The organism is Promicromonospora sp. NPDC023987 (genome assembly GCF_040639055.1).
Lineage (GTDB): Bacteria > Actinomycetota > Actinomycetes > Actinomycetales > Cellulomonadaceae > Promicromonospora.
In genome coordinates, this window is the sequence record NZ_JBEZZF010000090.1 from 1 (window position 1) to 17063 (window position 17063).

Below are 17063 nucleotides of genomic sequence, written 5' to 3' on the forward strand. Positions count from 1 at the left end.
CGCCGGCCACCGCATCACGGCCCAACCCGAGATCCCACCCGCTGCGGCCGAGATCCTCACCGCACTACGGGGTGACTAACCTGGCACGAGTCAGGCCGTGCGCGACCAGCGCTTCGACCTGGGCAGCCCCCGGGCGGACCGCCCGGCCGCGCCGGTCGCCTGACCCCCCGCGTCCCTAACCGTTGAGTGCGGGGTATTTGTTGGATCCACGGCCGTGGGACCACAAATACCCCGCACTCAACGGTTAGGGGCGGGGTTCCACGCCCGACTTCAGCAGGCCGTACACGTACGCCTCGGAGACCGCCTCCCAGGCCGCCTCGACCACGTTGGGGCCCACCCCGACCGTGGACCAGGAGTGCTCGCCGTCGGTGGTCTCGATCAGCACCCGGGTGATCGCGTCGGTGCCGAGCTCGGTGTCGAGGATGCGCACCTTGAAGTCGATGAGCTCGAACCTGGCGAGCTCCGGGTAGACCCGGGACAGCGCGGTGCGGAGCGCCTGGTCCAGCGCGTTGACGGGGCCGTTGCCCTCCCCCGTCGTCACGATGCGCTCGCCGCCCGCCCGGATCTTGACGGTCGCCTCGGCCACGGCGTCGGCGTCGGGCGCATGGACCGACGGCGGTGCGGCGCCCGCGGGGACGGTCTCGATGATGGTCCGCCACGACTCGACCGTGTAGAACTCCGGCCGGCGGTCCAGCTCGGAGCGCAGCAGGAGCTCGAACGACGCGTCGGCCGCCTCGTAGGTGTAGCCGGCCGCCTCGTCGTCCTTCACCCGGTTCGTGACCCGGGACAGCAGCTCGCCCTGGCCGGCGAGGTCGAAGCCCAGCTCCCGGCCCTTGAGCTCGATCGAGGCGCGGCCCGCCATGTCCGAGACGAGCATCCGCATGTCGTTGCCGACCAGGGTGGGGTCGGTGTGCTGGTACATGTCGGGGTCCACCCGGATGGCACTGGCATGCAGCCCGCCCTTGTGGGCGAACGCGCTCGCTCCGACGTACGGCTGGCGGGCGAACGGCGAGATGTTCGTGATCTCGCTGATGGCGTGCGAGATCCGCGCGGCCTCCCGCAGGCCGCCGTCGGCCAGGAGGGACATGCCGCCCTTGAGCTCGAGGTTGGCGACGACGGTGACGAGGTCGGCGTTGCCGGTCCGCTCGCCGTACCCGTTGACCGTGCCCTGCACGTGGGTGGCGCCCGCCTCGACGGCGGCGAGCGAGTTCGCCACGGCGCAGCCGCTGTCGTTGTGCGCGTGCACGCCGAGCAGCCGCCCCGACCCGATCGGGATCGCGGCCCGCAGCTCGTGCACGATCTCGCCGATCCATGTCGGCAGCATGCCGCCGTTGGTGTCGCAGAGTGTGACCACCTCGGCGCCGGCGTCGAACGCGGCGGCGACGGCGCTCCTCGCGTACTCGGCGTCGTGCCGGTAGCCGTCGAAGAAGTGCTCGGCGTCCAGGACCACCCGGCGGCCCTCGGCGACGAGGAAGGCGACGGTGTCACCGATCATCGCGAGGTTCTCGGCGCGGGTGGTCTTCAGCGCGCGCTCCACGTGCCGTACGTCCGACTTCGCCACGAGCGTCACGACGGGTGTCGCGGCGTCGAGGAGGGCGCGCACCTGCTGGTCGTCGCCCGCGCGGACGCCGGCGCGCCGGGTCGCCCCGAACGCGGCGAGCACCGCGTTCTTGAGGGTGAGCTCGGTGGCCGCTCGCGCGAAGAAGTCGGTGTCCTTGGGTACCGCACCCGGCCAGCCGCCCTCGATGTAGCCGACGCCGAGCTCGTCGAGGAGAGCCGCGATGGCGAGCTTGTCGGAGACGGAGAGGCTCATGCCCTCCTGCTGCGCGCCGTCGCGCAACGTCGTGTCGTACACCTGGAACGAGGCGGTGGTCATCGATGCTCCCAACGATGTGTCTGGCGATGTGTCCGACGGCCGGCCCGTAGGCGGATCGTCAGACCAACAAAAAAAGACCCTCCGGGTGTGGAAGGTCTGCGCGTCCGGTGGGGTGTCGCCGGACGCGCTACGAAATGATGATCACCTGTCGCGGGGTGGAGCGCGGGGTCGTCATGCCGGTCATCGTGCCACAGCGGGGCGGGTCACGGTAGTGGTGTCCAGATCTGGTGTCCAGATCTGGGGGCACTCCGGCAGGCGGGTAACCTGCGCGATGTCGACCATCTCGCTTCTTCCGATGATCTTTGAACTTTTGTTTGCTTATCGGCATAAGTCCGGGATAGGTTGCTTGGGACGACGATGTCGATCCGGGGAGCGATGATGCACGACGCCACTGCACGCCACCATGCCGCCGAACGCACGGGAATCTGGTTCGTCGGAGCCCGTGGCTCCGTGGCCAGTACCGCGACGCTAGGCCTTGCCGCCATTGCCGACGGCCAGTCACCACCGACGGGCTGTGTCACCGCACGAGAGCCGTTCGCCTCGGCGGGCCTGCCCGGGTTCGCGGACCTCGTGGTGGGCGGACACGACATCTCGTCCGTCACCATGACCAAGCGCGCGGAGTGCCTGGTCGAGACGGGCATGGTCCCACCGCTGCTGTTCGCCGCCGCCCACGACGCGCTCGAACGGGCGGACGCCGAGGTGCGCCCCGGGTACGACCCGCACGGGGGCCCGGACGGCACGTCCCAGCAGGCCGCCGCCGAGCGCCTCGCCGCCGACATCACCTCCTTCCGCGACCGGCACGCGCTGGCCCGCGTCGTACTGGTCGACCTCTCGTCGACCGAGGCGCCGGTGGTCCCCGTGCCCGAGCACGACGACCCCGAGGCCCTGCTCGCCGCCGTCGCCGACCCTGCCCGGGCCGTGCTCCCGCCGTCCTCCGTCTCGGCGTACGCGGCGATCCTTGCCGGAGCCGCGTACGCCGCCTTCACCCCCTCGGCGGGCATGAGCCTGCCCGCCCTGACCCAGCTCGCCAGCGAGCGCGGGATCCCCGTCGCCGGACAGGACGGCAAGACCGGGCAGACCTGGCTCCGCACGGTGCTCGCTCCGGCCTTCGGCGCGCGCAACCTGAAGGTGCTGTCCTGGTCGGGCACCAACCTGCTGGGCGGCGGTGACGGCGCCACCCTGGCCGACCCCGACGCCGTGCGCAGCAAGCTGGCGACCAAGTCCCGCGGGCTGACAGCGCTGACCGGGAGCGACACCACACCTCTGCACATCGACAACGTGCCCGACCTCGGCGACATCAAGGTCGCCTGGGACCACGTGCACGTCGAGGGGTTCCTCGGCTCGCGGCTCACCCTGCAGACCACCTGGAGCGCGCACGACTCGATGCTCGCCGCGCCGCTCGTCCTCGACCTGGCCCGCCTGCTCGCGCTCGCCCACGCCGCGGGGATCAGCGGACCGGTCCCGGAGCTCGGCTTCTTCTTCAAGGACCCGTGGGGCTCCGACGTGCACGACGCCGCGGAGCAGGCCCGTGCGCTCGAGGAATGGGTCCGCGGCGCCTCGGCGCAGGTCGAACCATGACCTCGGCGTCCGGCCAACCCCGGTTCCGGCCCCGGTTCGATCCCCCGCTGCGGGAGCCGTCGTCCGCCGAGCCGCAGGCCCGGTCCCGGAACCTCGCACGCACCTCGACGCCCAGCCTCGGCGACCTCGCCGAGCTGGTCCGCGCACCCGCGGCCCTGAGCGTCGTCGGCGACTCCCTGGCGGGCCTGGCCGCCGCGCGGGCCGGCACCCCGACGCCGCTGCGGGGCCGCCACGCCCTGCTGCCGGTCGCCTCGGCGTGCCTCTACCTCGGCGGCATGGCCCTGAACGACTACGCCGACCGGCACCTCGACGCCGTCGAGCGTCCGGAACGGCCGATCCCCTCGGGCCGCGTGACGCCACGCGGCGCGCTCGCGGTCGGTGCGGCCCTGACCGCAGGTGGCGTGGCAGCCGCGGGTCTCGCCGGAGGCCGACGAGCGCTCGCGATAGCGCTACCGCTCGCCGCCTGCGTCTGGACCTACGACCTGGTGGCCAAGGACCATCCGACCGGACCCGTCGTCATGGCCGCGTGCCGCGGGCTGGACGTGCTGCTCGGCGCATCGCCCGGGCACCTGCCCTCCGCTCTTCCCGCGGCCGCGGGCCTCGCCGCCCACACGCTCGGCGTCACCGTGCTCTCGCGCGGCGAGGTCCACGGCACGACGACGCAGGTAGCGGGCGGCGTCGCTGCCGGTACGGTCGCGGGCGCGCTCGCCGCGGCGGCCACCGTTCCCTCGGCGGCCCGGTCCGCCGGCAACCGCCGGACCGTCGTCCGCTGGACGACCGTCGCGGCTGCCGGCGCCTACGCCGCCGCGTGCCTGCCCGGACAGGTGCGCGCGGCGGCCCGGCCCACGGCGGCGAACGCCCGCACCGCCACGAGGTCCGGCATCCAGGCGATGGTGCCGCTCCAGGCCGCGTGGGCGGCCCGCTCGGGCAGCCTCGGGACCACTGCGCTCCTGGCCGGCGTCGCCGCCGTCGGACACGGGCTGCGGCTGCTGGGCCGCGCGCGCGGCCGGGCGGGGGTGAGCATCACGTGAGGCCGCCGTTCCTCCTGGGCTACGGCACCAACGGCTTCGGTGACCACCCCCTGCACACGGCGCTCGACGTGCTCGACGACGTCGGCTACGACGCCGTCGCGGTCACCCTCGGCTTCCCGCACCTCGACCCGTTCGCTCCGCTGGCCGGCGACGACGTCACGGCGCTGCGCGCCCACCTCGGGCGGATGCGCGGCGGCACCGGAGCCGCGGTGGTCGTGGAGACGGGCACCCGGTACCTGCTGGACCCGCTGCACAAGCACCGGCCCACGCTCGTGGACCGGGACGCCGCCCTGCGCATGCGCTTCCTCGAGCGGGCCATCGAGATCGCCGCGGAGCTCGACGCCCGCTGCGTCTCGTTCTTCTCGGGGATCCTGCCGCCCGACGCCGACCCCGCCGACGGCTGGGCCAGGCTCCGCGACCGCATCCCGGCCCTGGTCGAGTACGCCGGGGAGCGCGGTGTGCGGCTCGCGGTGGAACCCGAGCCGGGCATGCTGGTGGAGACCGTCGACGACGCCCTGCGGCTCCTCGGCGACGTCGGCACGCCGCCCGAGCTGGGGATCACCGTGGACGTCGGGCACTGCCTGGTCGTGGAGCCGGAGGGGGTCGAGGGGGCGCTCCGCGCCGCCGCGCCCTACCTGAGCAACGTCCAGCTCGACGACATGCCCCGCACGCACCACGAGCACCGGCCCTTCGGCGAGGGCAGCATCGACCTGCCGATGGTGCTCGCCACGCTCGCCGACGTCGGCTACACGGGGGTCGCCGCCGTCGAGCTGCCCCGCCACTCCCACGACGCACCCCGGCTCGCCCTCGACAGCCGCGCCGCGCTGATGCGGGCGTGGGCCACCGTCATCGGCGCACCGACCGGCGAAAGGACCTAGGTCTTGAACACGGACAGCAACGTCGCCGCCGGCACAGGCGCCGGTGCGGGCGACCAGCCCGGCTCGGGCTGGCTCGCGCAGGCCCGCGCCGAGGTCGCGCGTGACCCGGACAGCGTCACCAGGGCCTTCGCGTTCACCGCCCGCCGGGTGGGCCGCGCGCCGCGGCGACCCGGCACCGACCCGGCCGGCGTCGTCCACGGCACGGTCGACGACGCCGCCCGCGCGGCCCTGGTCGTCGCGCTCGCCGACGCCGTGGGCACCGGCCCGGACTGCGCCGAGCGCCTGGTGTCCCTCTACCGCCAGGGCGACGCGGCCGAGCGGCGCGGCGTGCTGCGCGGCCTGGACGCGCTGACGGAGCGGGGCGATCTCGGCGGCAGCGAAACCGTTACCGACACCGTTACCGCTCGGGACGCCACCGCCGAGCCCGCAGCCGGTCCCGCCCCGCTCGTCGCCGCCGGCCTCGACCTCGCCGCCGACGCGCTGCGCACCAACGACCCGAGCCTCGTCGCGGCCGCCGTCGGCCCGTTCGGGTCCCGGTACCTCGACCAGCACACGTGGCGGCACGCGATCCTCAAGCTCGTCTTCCAGGGCGTGAGCCTGGACGCCGTGAGCGGCCTCGAGGCCCGGGCCGACGACGAGCTCGACCGCATGGCCCGCGACTTCGCGGCCGAGCGGCAGGCTGCCGGACGCCCCGTGCCCGCCGATCTCGACCGGCTCACGACCACCCCCCTCAGCAGCACCCCGCTCAGCCGCACCAAGGAGTGACGATGCGCATCCTCGACCCGCACATCCACATGACGAGCCGCACGACCGACGACTACGAGGCGATGTACGCCTCGGGGGTGCGCGTCGTCGTCGAGCCCGCGTTCTGGCTGGGCCAGCCCCGCACCGGGGTGGGCTCGTTCACCGACTACTTCGACTCGCTGCTCGGCTGGGAGCGGTTCCGGGCCGCGCAGTTCGGCATCCGGCACCACGCGACCATCGCGCTCAACCCCAAGGAGGCGAACGACCCGCGCTGCCGCGAGGTGCTCGCCGAGATCCCGCGCTACCTGCTCAAGGACGGCGTGGTCGCCGTGGGCGAGGTCGGCTACGACTCGATGACGCCCGAGGAGGACGAGGTGTTCGCCGCCCAGCTCCAGATGGCCCGCGAGGCCGAGCTCCCCGTCCTGGTGCACACCCCGCACCGCGACAAGCTCGCCGGGACGCGCCGCACCCTCGACGTCGTGGTCGAGTCCGGCCTGCCGCCAGAGCGGGTCCTCGTGGACCACCTGAACGAGACCAACGTGGCCATGGTGCTCGACGCCGGTGCGTGGGCCGGGTTCTCGATCTACCCCGACACCAAGATGGACGAGGACCGCATGGTCGCGATCCTGCAGGAGTACGGGACCGAGCGGATGATCGTGAACTCCGCCGCCGACTGGGGCCGGTCCGACCCGCTCAAGACCGCCAAGACCGGGCACGCGATGCTCGCGGCGGGCTTCAGCGAGGACGACGTCGACCAGGTGCTGTGGCGCAACCCCGTCGCCTTCTACGGGCAGTCGGGCAACCTCGTGCTGGAGCCGGTACCGGGGTTCACCGAGGGCGCGCCGCCCACCCCGGGCGTCGAGTTCGAGGGCTCGTCCGTGCTCCGCGGCGCGAGAGCCTGAGGGGACCTGACCATGCTGCTCTCCTACTGCACCAACGTGCACCCCGCCGAGGACCTCGACGGCGTGATCGACCAGCTCGCCCGGTACTCCGGCCCGGTGCGCGAGGCCGCGGGCCTCGACACGCTCGGCGTCGGCCTGTGGCTGCCCGCCGAGGTGGCGCACCGTCTGGACACCTCGGCGGAGGACCGTGCGCGGCTGCGCGCGGCGCTCGCCGAGCACCGGCTCCAGGTGCACACGCTCAACGCCTTCCCGTACGGCGGCTTCCACCGTGAGGTGGTCAAGCTCGCGGTGTACTCCCCCACCTGGGCCGAGCGGGCCCGCCTCGACTACGTGCTGGCGTGCGCCCGGGTGCTGGCGGACCTGCTGCCCGACGGCGCAGCCGGGTCGATCTCGACCCTGCCCCTGGCGTGGCGCGCCCCCTGGACCCGCGCGGACGACGACGAGGCGACCAAGGCCTTCGCCACCCTGTCCGCCGAGCTGCGCGAGCTGGAGCGGAGCACCGGCCGGACGGTCCGGATCGCCGTCGAGCCCGAGCCGGGGTGCGTGCTCGACACGGTGGAGGACGTCGTCTCGTGGCTCGCCGCACGCACCGGACCCGAGTGGCCGGCCGACCGGCGGATCGACCCGGAGTACATCGGCGTCTGCCTGGACACCTGTCACCTGGCCGTCTCGTTCGCCGACCCTGCGGGCGCGGTCCGCCGGATCACCGACGCCGGCCTGCGCGTGGTCAAGGTGCAGGCGTCCGCGGCGCTGGAGGTCGCGGACCTGTCCGAGCCGGGCGCCCGCGTCGCCGTCGGCCGGTTCGTCGAGCAGCGCTACCTGCACCAGGTGCGCGAGCTGACGTCGGCGGGCGACGTCCTGGCCTCGGACGACCTGCCCGTGGCGCTCGGGTACGCCGACCGCCGTCCGGGCCTGCCGGGCGACGGGCCGTGGCGCGTGCACTTCCACGTGCCGCTGCACCACGAGCCCGCGGCGCCGCTGGCCGCGACGACCGAGGTGCTGCGCGACGCCGTCGCCGCCGTCCGGGCCGCGCCGCACGGCGCCGAGGCCCACCTCGACGTCGAGACGTACACCTGGTCGGTCCTGCCGGACGGCGTGGACGGTGGCCCGCGGGACGGCGTGCAGGACGAGGCGGGTCTGGTCGCCGGGATCTCGGCGGAGCTCCGCTGGGCCAGGAAGCACCTGCTGAGCGACCCGGCCCCGGCCGCGGCGTCCGGCACCACCCCCGCCACCACGGAAGGAATCGACGCATGACGCCCGTCCTCCTGCTCGACGTCGTCGGGCTCACCGCCCGTGCCCTCGCCCACATGCCGCGCCTCCGCCGGCTCGCCACGTCGGGCTGGCAGTCCGAGCTCGCCACCGTGCTGCCCGCCGTGACCTGCAGCGTGCAGTCGACGATGCTCACGGGCCTGATGCCCGCGCAGCACGGGATCGTCGGCAACGGGTGGTACTTCCGCGAGCTGGGCGACGTGTACCTGTGGCGCCAGCACAACAAGCTCGTCGCGGGCGAGAAGGTCTGGGAGGCCGCCCGCCGCCGCGACGCGGCGTACCAGGCGGACAACGTGTGCTGGTGGTACGCGATGGGCATGACCACCGACCTCACGATCACTCCCCGCCCGATCTACCACGCCGACGGCCGCAAGTCGCCGGACGGGTACATCCGGCCGGCCGCGATGCACGACGACCTGGTGGGCCGGTTCGGCGACTTCCCGCTGTTCCAGTACTGGGGCCCGACGGCGTCGATCGCTTCCACGCAGTGGATAGTGAACGTGACCCGGCACCTGCTGCGCACGCGGAAGTCCCAGCTCACGACGGCGTACGTGCCGCACCTGGACTACGACCTGCAGCGCTTCGGGCCGGAGTCCCCGGAGGCCGACCGGGCGGCGGCCGACCTCGACGCGGCCCTGACCCCGCTGCTGGACGACGCCGAGGCGGCGGGCGTCACCGTCGTGGCGCTCTCGGAGTACGGCATCGGGCCCGCGAACCGGCCGGTGGACATCAACCGGCTGCTGCGGCGGGAGGGCTTCCTGGAGGTCTACACGCAGGACGGACGCGAACAGCTCGACCCGTGGACGTCGCGCGCGTTCGCCGTCGCCGACCACCAGGTCGCGCACGTGTACGTCGACGACCCGTCGGACGTGACCCGGGTGGCGGACCTGCTGCGGGGCGTACCCGGCGTCGACGATGTACTCGACCGTGAGGCGCAGGCGAAGTACGGCCTGGACCACGAGCGGGCCGGCGAGCTGGTCGTGGTGGCCGAACCGGGTTCGTGGTTCACGTACTACTACTGGCTCGACGACGACCGCGCGCCCGAGTTCGCGCGCGGCGTCGACATCCACCGCAAGCCGGGCTACGACCCCGCCGAGCTGTTCTTCAACCCCGCCGACCCGCTCGCCAAGGCGAAGGCCGGCATGAACCTGGTGCGCAAGAAGCTGGGCCTGCGGTACGCGATGGGCACCACCCCGCTCGACGCGTCCTACGTGCGCGGCACGCACGGCCGCCTGCCCGACTCGTCGGCGGACACGCCGCTCGTGCTGTGCTCGGACGCCCGGGTGCCGGAGTCGGTCGCCTCCTGGGTCGACGCCGACGCCGGCCAGGTGCCGGCCACCGCCGTCAAGGACCTGGTGCTGGACCTGCAGGGGGTGCGCTAGCCGTCCAGGCGACGGGTCAGGTCGACGCGCGAACGGGTGACCAGCCAGGCGGCCGCCACGCCGAGCAACGGGAGCGCGACGACCAGGCCCGTGATGCCCAGCCAGGGCACCTCGACCAGCCAGGCAGGATCCGCCTCGCCCCACTCGAACCGTTTGTAGAGCACGAACGCGATGCCGAGCACCGGTCCGGTGACCAGGCCGAGCAGCGTGCCCGTCACCGCGATGACCCCCGCCTGGGCTCCCGCGACGCCTCGCCGGGTACCCGGCGAGGCGCCGACGGCGGACAGCGTGGCCAGGTCCGGCCGGGACTCGGCCGCCGCGAGCGCCGCCGCCATCCAGACCGCCGCCAGCGCCACGAACCCTGCGACGAGGCCGATCAGGAGCACCTGGGCGGCCTGCGGGGTAGCGAAGTCCTGGAAGCCGCGTTCGACGTCGGCGGTCAGGGACGGGGCTGCCGCCTCGTCGGTGCCCAGGGCGCCGACCGCGGAGGCCAGCGTGTCGATCTGGGCCTGGTTGGGCATCGTGTCGGGGCGGCCGACGAGGGCGCCGACCGTGGTGGTGAGGCCGAGGTCGTCGACCAGGGCGGGCGGGACGACCGGTAGCAGCGGGCTCTCGTAGAGGCCGTCACCGGCCGCGACGGCGGGGACGACGACCGTGCGGGGCTCGCCGACGTCGTCGCCCGTCACCGCGTCGTACTGGTTGACGGTCAGGTGCGCGGTGCCGTCGGGCCAGAGGTACCCGCGCGGCACGACCGCCTTCCCTGCCTCGAGCGCCGTGGCGGCCCGGTCGGGATCGGGGTAGGCGAGGTACTCGGTGAGCGTCCCGTCGTCGACGAGCGTGCCGGAGAACGCCGGGCCGCCCGACGCACCACCACCGGCGTACCCGAGGACCGCCGGATCCGGCGGTTCGACGAAGACCATGGCGGTCGTTCCGGGCGTGCTGCTGGTGAGCGTGTCGACGGCGACGAGCGGCCCGGCGTCGGGGACGAACCGGTGGACCTGGTCGGTGATGGGCGCTGTCCAGGCGGCCAGGCCGTCCGCGGTGTCACCACCGGTCACGGCGAGGGTGCCCTCAGTGACGCTCATCGTGTAGGTGCGCCGGTCGTGCTCCAGGCTCGACGCGGCGAACACCATGCTGCCGACGGCGGCCGCCACCGCGACGAGCACCGCGGCGATCGCGGGCGCGGACCTGCCGCGTTGGCGTGCGGCGTCGCGCAGCGCGAACCGCCAGGCCACGGGCAGAACGGGCGCGAGCCTGCCGAGCCCGCTGAGGATAGGGCCGGCGAGCATCGCCAGCCCGAGCTCCGCGACGACGATCCCGCCGGCGAGCAGCAGCGGCCTCCCGGTGGGGGCGGTCAGGAGCGCGACGAGGAGGCCGACCGCGGTCAGGGCGACACCGGCCACGGTGAGCCAGGCCACCGGTCCGGGACGGGAGCGCCGTCCGGCGAGCGCGAGGACCGGGTCCTGCCGTGCCGCCCGCAGGGCGGGCTGCCAGGCGGCGACCAGGGTGATCAGCAGCCCGATCAGGACGCACAGGCCGAGCTGCGGCCAGGGCACCACCAGGCCGCGGATCTCGAACCACCAGACGCCCACGGTGCCGGCGAGGACCCCGAGCAGGACCGCGACGGCGGAGGCCGCGAGGCCGGTCACCGCGGCGCTGCCGAGGGAGATGGCCCGCAGTGCGCGAGCGTCGCCGCCGTTCGCGGCGACCAGGCCGAGGGCGCGCTCCTGCCGGCGGGCGCCGACGGCGAACGCCGGCCCGATGAGCAGCACCGCCTCGAACAGGCCGATCCCTGCCACGGCGAGCACGAGCAGCAGCTGCTGTCGTTCGCTGGTGTTCTCGGGCTGCGCGGCGAGCGCCACCTGGGACGGGTCCGGCGGGTCGGCCAGGGCGTCCCGGCTGGTGACGACGAACCCGTGCTCGTTCAGCGCACGGACCTGGTCCCAGGTCACCGGCGCCCCGGCCACGTACCAGCCGCGGTCGGCGAGCGAGTTGTCGAGACCGTTCTTCCCGGTGGGCAGGGCACCGTCCGGCACGTGAGCGACCGCGGCGGCCCTGGTGGGCTGGTGCTTCGTCAGCAGGCCGGTCAGCGTGAGGTCACCGAGGCCCTCCGTCCCGACCGTGTCGCCGATCTCGAGACCGAGGTCCTGTGCGGTACGCCAGTACACGGCGATCTCGCCCGCCCCGGGCACGTCGCCCGCACGCAGGTCGACGGCGGCCGCGACCTGCGGCACCGAGAGGTCCGTGGTCAGCACGCCCACCGTCGTCTCGAGCTCGGAACCGCGCAGCGCCCGGCCGGCGTTCGCGTACGGCACCAGGGTGGCGCCGTCGGCCAGCTCGGACCGCGCCTGCGCCTCCAGCTCGGCGCTCGCGGGCCACTCGGCGTCGGCGCCGTGGTCGACGACGCTCGCCTGCTGTCCGTTGGACGACTGCTTGACGCCGCTCGGGTGGAAGAGCTGCAGCTGGGCCTGCAGGTCGGGGCCGAGCACGTCGCGCGCGATCGTCGTGTCCGTGATCTCTGTCGACTCCAGGCCGGTGAGCAGTCCCGCACCACCGAGTACCGGGAGCCCGACCAGCACCGCGACGAGCGCCGTCCGGCCCTTGTTCCGTCGTGCCTCGCGGGCGCCGCTCCGCAGCGCGACCCGCCAGCGGCCGCGCCAGCGCGCCAGCGCGGTCATGCCTGCACTCCCAGCAGCGTCTCGGGCCCGGCCGCGGAGCCGGTGGAGTCGACGACGACGCCGTCGCGCAGGAACACCGTCCGGTCCGCCCACGCGGCGTGGCGTGCGTCATGCGTGACCAGCAGGCCTGCCGCACCGGACTCGACGCGGGCGCGCAGGGTCCGCATCACCGCCTCGCCGGTCACGGAGTCGAGCGCCCCCGTCGGCTCGTCCGCCAGCACCAGCCGACGTGGTCCGACCAGCGCGCGGGCGATCGCGACACGCTGGGCCTGACCACCCGACATGTCGTCGGGGAACCGGCCGCCCAGGTTCTCGAGGCCGACCTCCTCGAGCGCGGCGAGGCCGGCGACGCGGGCCTCGCGGGTGGCCGTCCCGTCGAGCTCGAGCGGGAGCATCACGTTCTCCAGCGCCGTCAGCGCGGGGATCAGGTTGAAGTCCTGGAACACGTACCCGACGTGGCGCCGCCGCAGGGCCGCGCGTTCCTGCAGGCCCATGGACCCCATGTCCTCGCCCACGACCCGCACGGCGCCCGACGTCGGGGTGTCCAGGCCGCCCGCGAGGTGCAGCAGCGTGGACTTGCCGGAGCCGGACGGGCCCATGACGGCGACCATCTCACCCTCCTGGATCTCCAGGTCGACGGCCCGCAGGGCGTGCACCTCGGTGGGCCCGCTGCCGTGCACGCGCGACACGGCGCTGAACTGCAGGACCGGGCTCATCGGACGGTCTGCTTCGGCTCGGTCGCGCCCGTGCTGTCGGCGGTCTCGGCGTCCGCGTGGGCCGCCTGCTCCCGCTGCACGGTCCGCGGCCAGGAGGCCCTGAGCACGCTCGCCTCGACGTGGTCGAGCCAGCGGAGCTCGGCCTCGGTGGCGAAGACGAGGCTGTCCAGCACGAGGGACCACGCGAGGTCGTCGCTCGCCTCGCGCTTGAGCCGCGTGTAGTCCTGCAGCACCGTCATGGTCGCCGTGCGCTGCCGCTGCACCATCCGCGCGACATCGACCGGGTGGCCGTCGGCCCGGACCGTGACGGCGAGCGCCAGCTTGATCGCGAGCTCGTCCCTCGCGGGCGCGCCGCGGTCCACCGGGGTGTCCCACCACTCCGCTGCCTGGGTTCGCCCCAGGTCGGTGAGCCGGTACGCGAGAGGTGCGTCGCCGCCGTCGGGCAGCGGCTGGGCGGGTTCGATCAGTCCGTCGCGCTCGAGCCGCGTCAGGGTGGAGTAGGCCTGACCGATGTTGAGCGGCCAGGTGCCGCCCGTGCGACGCTCGAACTCCTGCCGTAGCTGATAGCCATGCATGGGCTGCTCGCTGAGGAGTGCGAGAAAGCCTTGTCGTACGGACATGCCGAACCTCCGATAGTTACTCGGTAAGCACCAGAACCACCGCCATAGTTACCGAGTAAGCACGAGTTGTCAAAAGGGACCGCGCCGCTGCTCAGGCACTGATGTGCCGTGCGGTTCGAGCAGATCCGTGGTGGAGTGGACATAGGGCTCACAACCGGGAGGTACCGCGATGAGTGACCCGAACCGCCCCTACAGCGCCGACTACGGTGAGCAGCCGCCGCCGGTCCATCCGCCACCGGCCCAGACCCCCGGCACGCCGACGCAGCCCGTGGGGCAGATGCCCGACGGCGGAGCCGTGCAGCCCGTCACGTCCGGCACCGAGAACCCTCGTCTCGGCCTGGAGGTGGGCAGGTTCTGGGCCGGAGCGCTCGCGACGATGCTCGTCGCCGCCCTCATCGGGCTGGCCGCGCACTTCATCCTCGAGGACGTGCTCAACCTGGAGATCCGGCCGCAGGCCGACCTGCTCGGCACCGGTTCCGACCTGATGGCCTGGATCGTGGCGAGCATCCTCTTCGCGCTCGCGGCGGCGGCAGTGCTCTACCTGCTCGTGATGAGCACGCCGCGGCCCCGGTCGTTCTTCGGCTGGGTGGTCGCCCTCGCGACGGTGATCCTGGCCGCCGTACCGTTCGCCGGCCAGTTCGAGCTGGTCCCGGCCATCCTCGCCGCGTTCGTCTGGATCGTCATCGGCTCGGCGGTCTGGTCGCTCCTGACGGGCACCCTGAGCCGGACCGTGGTCCGCCGCACCCCCTGACCCCACGCCCGAGTCGTTGAGTGCTGGGTATCTGTTGGTCTGCCGTGCAGAATCCAGCAGATACCCAGCACTCAACAGGTCGGGAGGGCCGTCAGGCCGGCGTGCCCGTGATCGATGTTCCCGTCCTGGTCAGCGTGTAGCGGACCGTGTCACCGCTCCAGAAGTGGAACGTCAGCTCGACCGTCCCGTCGTGCACCTCGGCGAAGAACTCCGGGGTGAGGGTGATGGTCCCGGCGTCGTAGTCCGGAGCGAACGTCACGTCGAACTCCTTGTACGACGTCCAGCTCTGCGGGCCCGCGTTCGAGCCGTCCGCGTACCGCGCCTCCATCGTCGCGAGCAGGTCGCCCGTGAACGACGTCGGGATCTCGAACGCCGCCGTCGTGCCCGAGGCGTCCCGCAGCACCGGTGTCTCCTGGTTGATGACCCGGATCGTCCAGGGCACCCCGCCGGAGAACCGGACCACCAGCTCGTCGGCCGGCCCTGGCGTCCGGTCGCCCGCGAGCCGCTCCAGCAGCGCGGCGGACAGCGTGAGCTCGTCGCCGGCGACGCTGTAGTCGGTCCCGGCGGCCAGCTCCGCGCCGTCGTGCAGCAGGGCCTCGAAGCTGGTCCCGTTCGGGCCGAGCGTCAGGCTCTGGGCACCGACGGTACCCGACGCGGGCACGAACACCAGGTCCGACGACGCCGTCCCGGAACGCTCGGTCCAGCTCGACGCGATCTGCTCGAACAGCGCGGCGTCCTGCCACGTGTGGGCCGTGCGGTCGAAGTGCTGCCCGTTGTCCCAGAGCATCGTCGTGATGCCGCGCTCGCGCGCCGCGTACCCGAGGTACTCGAAGAACTTCAGCTTCTCGCCCTGCTCCACGGTCCCGGTGTGCCGGTCGAACCCGAGCAGCCCGTACTCCCCCAGGAGCACCGGTACGCCGCGGGCGACGAATGCCGCGTGCACCCGGTCGAAGGTGTCCGCGACGTCCTGCCGGACCTCGGCGTCGAACCGGGTGTACCCGGCGATGTTCACGCTGAACGGCCAGAACCCGTAGTAGTGCACCGTCGCCATGAGATTCGGGTCGTCCAGGGCAGCGATCTGGGTGGCCAGCGCGTCGATCTTGGCCGGCTCGGACCCGGTGTTCAGCGTGGGGAGCACGAGCGGCCGGGTGGCGTTCCCGCCGCCCGAACCACGCACGACGTCGTGGAACACGTCGTTGAGCTCCGCCAGCAGCTCCAGGTCTGCGGCCTCGCCCGAGCTCCCGGTGAACTGGGGCTCGTTGACGCTCTCGAACAGCAGCCGCTCGTCGGCGTCCCGGAACCGGTCGGCGATCTGGGTCCAGGTGTCGGTGTAGCGGTCGAGTACCGCGTCGTGGTTCGTCGGCAGGGTGTTCACCCACTGCCAGGAGTCGTGGTGGATGTTGATCAGCACGTAGAAGCCGTCCTCCAGCGCCCAGCCCACCACCTCCTCGACCCGGTCGAGGTACGCCTGGTCGATGGTGTGGTCCGGGGTGCCGCCCTGGTGCTGGCCCCACGTGACGGGGATCCGGATGCTGTTGAAGCCCTGGGTGCGGACCTGGTCCAGGAGCTCCTCGGTCACCCGCGGGTTGCCCCACGACGTCTCGTCGGAGCCGGTCGCGTCGAAGCTGTTGCCCAGGTTCCAGCCCGGCTGCATGTCGGCGGCTATGTCCGCGACCGTGTCCTTGTCCTTGTGCTTGCACCTGTGGTTGTGCCGGTGGCTGTCCTGCTCCGGGAGTGCGGCCCGCGCGGCGACGCTGCCGGGTTGGGGACCGCTGGTGGTTCCGGCCCCGGCCGCCGGAGCGACCGAGGCGAGCGTGAGTGCGAGGCCGGCGACGATGCCGGCCAGGGTGCGCGCAGTTCTCTGCATGACGAGGCCCTTCTCGTGTGCACCTGTGGGAACGCTCCCATGCTCGGGGCGACCCGGGGTGAAGTCAAGGCTTGCGAGTAACCGGTTTCCACTGGCTGTCGCTGCCGAGCATGTTCGGCGGCGGCGCTGCGCCGACCCGCCGACCATCCACACAGTTCGGGCCGGGGCGGCGAGTGCAGACAGCGAATGGGGCGCGAACAGGCGCGGTGGGCAGGAGCGTGTGTCTAGCGGCAGACAGCCGCGCTCGCTCGTTCTTACGCGGGCGGCGAAGACCCGCGCGCGTGTCAGTGGTGCGAAGTAGGGTTGGTATCGAACAAAGGTCCGCTGGATTGACGCCGTTGACCAACACTACTAATCGACCGATGAGGCTGGGAGGTATACCGGTATGCGCGAGGGAATGCACGACGACGGCGTGGCCGGCGAGCTCCTGGACGACCCGTTCCGGGATGACGGATGGCGGTCGCCTCACGATGTCGCACCGGACGATCTGGCTGACGCCGTCGGGCCGGACTGGCCGCCGGACGCGGTGCCGATCGCACTGTGGCCGGTCGAGACTCTGCGGCGAGCACTGACCGAGGCCCCGGGTGCGCAGCTGGCTCGCGTGGTCGCCGAAGCCACGGACCGGGCCACCGAGATGGACCCCGATCTCCTGGCCGATCTGCCCGATGACGCGCTTGGTGACCTCGTCACGGCGTGTGGGCGGTTGCAGTCCTGGGCAGCGGGTGTGCAGGCCCGCGTCGTGGCCGAACGCTCCGCGAGGGAGACGCACGC

The 17063-nt window shown here is 73.1% G+C and carries 13 protein-coding genes and 1 pseudogene; 9 read left to right on the top strand and 5 right to left on the bottom strand.

Annotated features, from left to right (window positions below):
* Positions 1-244: 244 nt before the first annotated feature.
* Positions 245-1876 carry a citramalate synthase gene (gene cimA / locus AB0F40_RS25045; RefSeq protein WP_357474294.1) on the bottom strand — a complete coding sequence of 544 codons (1632 nt, stop codon included), beginning with the start codon at positions 1874-1876 and terminating at the stop codon, positions 245-247.
* Between the two features lie 378 nt (positions 1877-2254).
* Here cimA and AB0F40_RS25050 point away from each other — a divergent pair, with 378 nt between their 5' ends.
* The 7 genes from AB0F40_RS25050 to AB0F40_RS25080 are packed head-to-tail and all read left to right on the top strand — an operon-like array spanning position 2255 to position 9660.
* Positions 2255-3454: an inositol-3-phosphate synthase gene (locus AB0F40_RS25050; RefSeq protein WP_357474297.1), complete on the top strand. Its 1200-nt coding sequence runs from the start codon at positions 2255-2257 to the stop codon at positions 3452-3454.
* A complete protein-coding gene (locus AB0F40_RS25055) occupies positions 3451-4485 on the top strand; it encodes an SCO3242 family prenyltransferase (protein ID WP_357474299.1) in 1035 nt (344 codons plus the stop codon). Before AB0F40_RS25050 ends, AB0F40_RS25055 begins: the two co-directional genes overlap by 4 nt.
* Positions 4482-5363 carry a sugar phosphate isomerase/epimerase family protein gene (locus tag AB0F40_RS25060; RefSeq protein ID WP_357474301.1) on the top strand — a complete coding sequence of 294 codons (882 nt, stop codon included), beginning with the start codon at positions 4482-4484 and terminating at the stop codon, positions 5361-5363. Before AB0F40_RS25055 ends, AB0F40_RS25060 begins: the two co-directional genes overlap by 4 nt.
* 3 nt (positions 5364-5366) lie before the next feature.
* Entirely contained in the window at positions 5367-6128 is a 762-nt protein-coding gene (locus tag AB0F40_RS25065) for an EboA domain-containing protein (protein ID WP_357474304.1), read from the top strand.
* Positions 6129-6130: 2 nt separating this feature from the next.
* Positions 6131-7009, top strand: coding sequence for a TatD family hydrolase (locus AB0F40_RS25070; protein ID WP_357474307.1), 879 nt, complete (start codon positions 6131-6133; stop codon positions 7007-7009).
* Positions 7010-7021: 12 nt separating this feature from the next.
* The gene (gene eboE, locus AB0F40_RS25075; RefSeq protein ID WP_357474310.1) at positions 7022-8263 is read left to right on the top strand and encodes a metabolite traffic protein EboE; all 1242 of its coding nucleotides are present in this window, start codon (positions 7022-7024) and stop codon (positions 8261-8263) included.
* Positions 8260-9660, top strand: a complete 1401-nt coding sequence (locus AB0F40_RS25080) for a nucleotide pyrophosphatase/phosphodiesterase family protein (protein WP_357474313.1) — start codon at positions 8260-8262, stop codon at positions 9658-9660. The genes eboE and AB0F40_RS25080 overlap by 4 nt, the downstream gene beginning before the upstream one ends.
* On the opposite strand, the gene AB0F40_RS25085 is transcribed toward AB0F40_RS25080, so the two are convergent.
* From AB0F40_RS25085 to AB0F40_RS25095, 3 genes are read right to left on the bottom strand one after another with little or no spacing between them, the layout of a single operon-like run.
* Positions 9657-12338 (bottom strand): FtsX-like permease family protein, encoded by a 2682-nt coding sequence (locus AB0F40_RS25085; RefSeq protein WP_357474317.1) that lies wholly within the window; start codon positions 12336-12338, stop codon positions 9657-9659. The two genes, AB0F40_RS25080 and AB0F40_RS25085, sit on opposite strands and share 4 nt — an antisense overlap.
* Positions 12335-13054, bottom strand: coding sequence for an ABC transporter ATP-binding protein (locus AB0F40_RS25090; protein ID WP_357474320.1), 720 nt, complete (start codon positions 13052-13054; stop codon positions 12335-12337). Before AB0F40_RS25090 ends, AB0F40_RS25085 begins: the two co-directional genes overlap by 4 nt.
* Complete coding sequence (locus tag AB0F40_RS25095) at positions 13051-13674, bottom strand: PadR family transcriptional regulator (RefSeq protein WP_357474322.1); 624 nt, start codon at positions 13672-13674, stop codon at positions 13051-13053. The genes AB0F40_RS25090 and AB0F40_RS25095 overlap by 4 nt, the downstream gene beginning before the upstream one ends.
* A gap of 169 nt (positions 13675-13843) precedes the next feature.
* Between AB0F40_RS25095 and AB0F40_RS25100 the strand changes: the two genes are divergently transcribed.
* On the top strand, positions 13844-14425 hold the full coding sequence (locus AB0F40_RS25100; protein ID WP_357474325.1) for a DUF6069 family protein: 582 nt from the start codon (positions 13844-13846) through the stop codon (positions 14423-14425).
* 91 nt (positions 14426-14516) lie between these two features.
* Here the strand turns inward: AB0F40_RS25100 and AB0F40_RS25105 are convergent, their stop codons facing one another.
* Positions 14517-16292, bottom strand: a complete 1776-nt coding sequence (locus tag AB0F40_RS25105) for a cellulase family glycosylhydrolase (RefSeq protein WP_357474328.1) — start codon at positions 16290-16292, stop codon at positions 14517-14519.
* A 385-nt stretch (positions 16293-16677) separates the two neighbouring features.
* Between AB0F40_RS25105 and AB0F40_RS25110 the strand changes: the two are divergent.
* Positions 16678-17063: pseudogene (locus tag AB0F40_RS25110) on the top strand (hypothetical protein); the annotation flags it as partial.